The sequence below is a fragment of the Cellulomonas sp. IC4_254 genome (assembly GCF_011603975.1).
Lineage (GTDB): Bacteria > Actinomycetota > Actinomycetes > Actinomycetales > Cellulomonadaceae > Cellulomonas.
Genome location: NZ_JAANNB010000241.1, coordinates 1 through 4,904 on the forward strand (window position 1 = coordinate 1; position 4,904 = coordinate 4,904).

At 73.1% G+C, this 4,904-nt stretch carries 4 protein-coding genes; all 4 read left to right on the forward strand.

Translation table 11 applies throughout. From position 1 onward, the window contains the following. Window positions 1–36 precede the first annotated feature (36 nt). The 4 genes from G6556_RS17015 to G6556_RS17030 are packed head-to-tail and all read left to right on the forward strand — an operon-like array spanning window position 37 to window position 4,874. Entirely contained in the window at window positions 37–1,653 is a 1,617-nt protein-coding gene (locus G6556_RS17015; protein ID WP_166944056.1) for an ABC transporter substrate-binding protein, read from the forward strand. Next, complete coding sequence (locus G6556_RS17020; RefSeq protein ID WP_166944058.1) at window positions 1,650–3,053, forward strand: murein peptide amidase A; 1,404 nt, start codon at window positions 1,650–1,652, stop codon at window positions 3,051–3,053. Before G6556_RS17015 ends, G6556_RS17020 begins: the two co-directional genes overlap by 4 nt. After that, window positions 3,050–3,976, forward strand: coding sequence for an ABC transporter permease (locus tag G6556_RS17025; RefSeq protein ID WP_166944060.1), 927 nt, complete (start codon window positions 3,050–3,052; stop codon window positions 3,974–3,976). Before G6556_RS17020 ends, G6556_RS17025 begins: the two co-directional genes overlap by 4 nt. Next, complete coding sequence (locus tag G6556_RS17030; RefSeq protein ID WP_166944062.1) at window positions 3,969–4,874, forward strand: ABC transporter permease; 906 nt, start codon at window positions 3,969–3,971, stop codon at window positions 4,872–4,874. The genes G6556_RS17025 and G6556_RS17030 overlap by 8 nt, the downstream gene beginning before the upstream one ends. The last annotated feature ends 30 nt before the right edge of the window (window positions 4,875–4,904 follow it).

The window sequence follows — 4,904 nt, forward strand, 5'->3', positions numbered from 1 at the left end:
CGGCCCCGCCGCCGCTCCCCCTGCAGTGGAGGACCCATGAGAACGACCCGGATCCGGCTCGCGGCCGGTGCCGCCGTGCTGGCGCTCGCCCTGGCCGCCTGCTCCGGCGGCGGTGGTGACGACGCCGCCGACACCAGCGCGACCGGCTCGGGCGGCGGCGCGATCCGCGTCGCCGTCACCGACCCGGTCCAGCTGATCCCCGGCCGGCAGTCGATCGCCTTCGACTTCGCCATGGCCGTCTGGGCCCCCCTGACCTGGATCGACGACGCCGGCGAGATGACCTACGTCGCGGCCGACTCCGTCGAGTCGGAGGACGGCACCACCTGGACGATCACGCTCAAGGACGGCTGGACTTTCCACGACGGCACCCCGGTGACGGCGCAGTCCTACGTCGACGCGTGGAACGCGGTGGCCTACGGCCCGAACGCGTGGGAGAACTCCGGCCAGCTCGCGAACATCGTGGGCTACGCGGACCTCAACCCCGCCGAGGGCGAGCCGACGACCACGGAGATGTCCGGGCTGACAGTCGTGGACGACACGACCTTCACCGTCGAGCTCTCCGGCCCCGACGGCCAGTTCCCGATGCAGCTCTCCCAGGCGCAGACGGCGTTCTACCCGATGCCGGAGTCCGCGTTCGACGACTTCGACGCGTACAACACGCACCCGGTCGGCAACGGCCCGTTCGAGGTCGAGACCGACTACGCCGAGAACGAGGAGATGACCGTCACGGCGTTCGCCGACTACGAGGGCCCCGCCCCGACGGTCGACGCGATCACCTTCGTCCCGTACACCGACACCACCACCGCGTACACGGACGTGCAGGCCGGCAACATCGACGTCGCGGGCGTCCCGGTGGCGCGCCAGACGCAGGCGGCGGCCGACTTCGGCGACCGGCTGTACTCGTTCGAGGCCGCGGGGATCTCCTACCTGGGCCTGCCCCTGTGGGACGCGCGCTACTCCGACGTGCGGGTGCGCCAGGCGATCTCCATGGCGATCGACCGGGACACGATCAACGACGTCATCTACGGCGGGCTGTTCACCCCGGCGACCGCGCTGACCCCGGCCGTCGAGGCGGGCACCCCCGAGGGCATCTGCGCGGAGTACTGCGACTACGACCCCGAGGGCGCGAAGGCGCTGCTGGAGGAGGCCGGCGGGTTCGACGGCACGATCGACATCTTCTACCCGGGCGGCTCCGGCCTGGACGAGCTGTACACGGCCATCGCCAACCAGCTCCGGCAGAACCTGGGCGTGGACGCGGTCGCGACCCCGAGCACCGACTGGGCCGAGTTCGCCGACAAGCGCACGGCGGGCGACATCGCCGGGCCGTTCTTCTCCCGGTGGGGCGCGCTGTACCCGAGCCAGCAGAACACCCTGCGGGCGTTCTACGTCGAGGGCGGCGGCTGCCCGAACTGCATCCCGTACTACGAGCCCGAGGTGGCCGACCTGATCGCGGCCGCCGACGCCGAGGTGGACGCGGACGCCGCGGCCGAGGCGTACGCCGCCGTGCAGGAGCGGATCCTCGAGGACTTCCCGGCCCCGCCGCTGTTTTTCGAGACCTACTCCTACGTGGTGTCCGACCGGGTCGCCGAGCTGCCCACGTCGGCGGTCGGCAACCCGACCTACACCCAGGTCGTCCTCGCCGAGGGCGCATGAGCCAGGGCACCCTCCCGGCGGGCTCGCTCGAGGACGTCCTCGAGCGGGCCCGCCGGGTCCCCCCGATGTCCGGCTTCCCCCCGGTCGACGAGCTGCTGGCCTGGTTCGGCACGCTCGCCGCCGACCACCCCCGGCTCGTCATGGAGCGCCGGGTCGGCACCTCCCGCCTCGGCGAGCCGATCCCGATGTTCTCGATCGGCTCCGGGCCGCGCCCCCACCTGCTGTTCGCGGGCGTGCACCCGAACGAGCCGATCGGGTTCCGGACGCTGCAGCACCTGGCGACGGAGCTCGTGGCCGACCCCGACCTGCTCGCCCGGTCCGGCGCCACCTGGCACCTGGTCCCGTGCATCGACCCGGACGGCACCCGGCTCAACGAGTCCTGGTTCGCCGACCCGTCGGACCGCACGGCGTACTCGCGGCGGTTCTACCGCCCGGCGCCGTCGGAGCAGGTCGAGTGGACGTTCCCGTTCGCGTACAAGGACGCGTACTTCGACGACGTCATCCCGGAGACCCAGGCCCTGATGCGCGTGATCGACGACGTGCGGCCGGAGCTCATGGTCAGCCTGCACAACGCGGAGCTCGGCGGCGTCTACTACTACCTGTCCGAGGAGGTGCCGGGCGCCGTCGACGCGCTACACGCCGTCCCGCGCGCCCTCGGGCTGCCGCTGGACGTCGGCGAGCCGGAGTCCCCGTCGATCCGGTCCATCGCCCCGGCGGTGTTCCACATGTCCAGCACCCGCGAGGAGTACGACTACCTCGAGTCGCTGGGCCTGGCCGCCGCGTCGATGGTCGGCGGGGAGTCGTCCAGCGCGTACGCGCGCCGGCACGGCACGGTCTCGCTGGTCGCCGAGCTGCCGTACTGGTCGCACCCGCTGGCCGACGACACCACCCCGACCTCGGCGGACTACGCCGACGTGGTGCGGGCCAAGGGCGAGGAGCTCGTGGACCTGGGCGCGACGCTCACCGCGCTGCTCGAGGACGCCCGGCCCGACCTCACGCTGCGCTCGCCGTTCCTGCGCGCCAGCGAGGCGTTCGTGCCGATGATGGGCGAGGGCGGCCGCGCCGAGCTGCTGCGGGCCGACCGCCCGGAGCTCCGCCGCGCGGCCACCGCCGCCGAGGTGTTCAGCAACGAGGACGTCGTCCGGTGCTTCCGGCTGCGGTTCGGCGGGATGCTGCTGCGCGCGCTCGACGCGGAGGTGCACGCCGGGATCGCGACCGCCCGGGTCCGCCGGGTCGCCGACCGGGCGCGGGAGGTCTACGCCGGCTGGACCGCCGAGGCGGACTCGCTCACCGGGCTGACCGTGCTGCCGGTCGAGCGGCTGGTCGGCGTGCAGTACGGCGCCACCCTCGCGATGTCCCGGGTGCTCGCCGCGCGCGGACCGGCCGGGACGCGCGCATGAGCAGGTACGCGGTCCGCCGCGCCGTCGAGCTGCTGATCGTGTTCCTCGGCGTCACGCTGGTCATCTACCTCATGGTGTTCGCGCTGCCCGGCGACCCGATCCGCTCCCTCGGCGGCGACCGGCCGCTGCCGGACAACGTCGTCGCCGAGCTCCGGTCCCGGTACCACCTCGACGAGCCGGTGCTCCAGCAGTACGCCCGCTACCTCGGCGGGCTGTTCACCGGCGACCTCGGCACCAACTTCAGCGGGCAGTCCGTCGCCGGCCGCATGGAGTCCCGGTGGCCCGTGACCATCACCCTGGCGCTCACCGCGTGGGGCATCGAGGTCGTCCTCGGCGTGCTGCTCGGCCTGTTCGCCGGCCTGCGCCGCGGCCGTGCGGGCGACCGGCTCGTCCTCGCCGGCACCATCCTCGCGACCAGCATCCCGGTGTTCGTGGTCGCGGTGACGGCGCAGCTGGTGCTCGGCGTCCGGCTCGGCTGGTTCCCGGTCGCCGGCTCCTCCGACGGGTGGCCCACCTCGTACCTGCTGCCCGCGGCCGTCATCGCCGTGTTCGGCCTCGCCTCGGTCACCCGGCTCATGCGCGGCTCGGTCGTCGACACCCTGCAGTCCGACTTCGTGCGCACCCTGCGGGCCAAGGGCCTGCGGGAGCGGCAGGTCGTCGGCGTGCACGTGCTGCGGAACTCGGCGATCCCGGTGCTGACCTTCCTCGCCATCGACCTCGGCTACCTGCTCGGCGGCACGGTGGTCGTGGAGGGCGTGTTCAACCTGCCCGGCGTCGGCCAGCTGCTGTTCCAGGCGATCCGGGCGCACGAGGGGCCGACCGTCGTCGGCGTCTCCACCGCGCTGATCATCATCTTCCTGCTGACGAACCTGGTCGTCGACCTGCTGTCGTCGGTGCTCGACCCGAGGATCCGCCATGAGTGACACCCTCACCGCCACCGCGGTCACCGAGGTCGACGCGGACGCAACCGCTGCGCCCCGTGGCGTGTGGCGCACGCTGCGCCGCCGCCCGCTGTTCTGGCTCTGCGCCGGCGTGCTCGGCGTGCTGCTGCTGATCGCGGTCGCCCCGTCGTGGTTCGCCGGCTGGTTCGGCCAGCCCGACCCGCGGGCCTGCGACCTGGCGGACAGCGCGCTGCGCCCGGGCGGCGCGCACGTGTTCGGCACGGACGTGCAGGGCTGCGACGTGTACGCCAACGTCATCTACGGCACCCAGGCGTCGCTCACCGTCGGCGTGCTCGCCACCGCGGTCGCGCTGCTGGTCGCCGTGGTGGTCGGCACGGCGGCGGGCTTCTACGGCGGGTTCGCGGACCGGCTGATCGCCCGGCTGACCGACGTGTTCCTCGGCTTCCCGTTCCTGCTCGGCGCCGTGGTCGTGCTGACCTCGATCGGCAGCCGGTCCGCCGTGACCGTCGCGCTCGTGCTCGCGCTGTTCTCCTGGCCGACGATGGCCCGGCTGGTCCGCGGCTCGGTCCGCGCCGTCCGGGACGCCCCGTACGTCGAGGCCGCGAAGGCGATGGGCCTGCGGGACCGACGGATCATCGCCCGGTACGTGCTGCCCAACTCGATCGGCCCCGTGCTGGCCGTGGCCACCACGATGGTCGGCGGCGTCATCGTCTCCGAGTCGACGCTGACCTTCCTCGGCCTGGGCCTGCGCGCCCCGTCGATCTCCTGGGGCCTGCAGCTGTCCAGCGCGCAGACCTACTTCCAGACGTCCCCGCACATGCTGCTGTTCCCGAGCATCTTCCTGACCGTGACCGTCCTGGCGATGATCACGCTCGGCGACGTCCTGCGGGACGTCCTCGACCCGAAGGGCCGCGGCTGACCGCGCCGCACCGCCCGCACCACCCCGCAC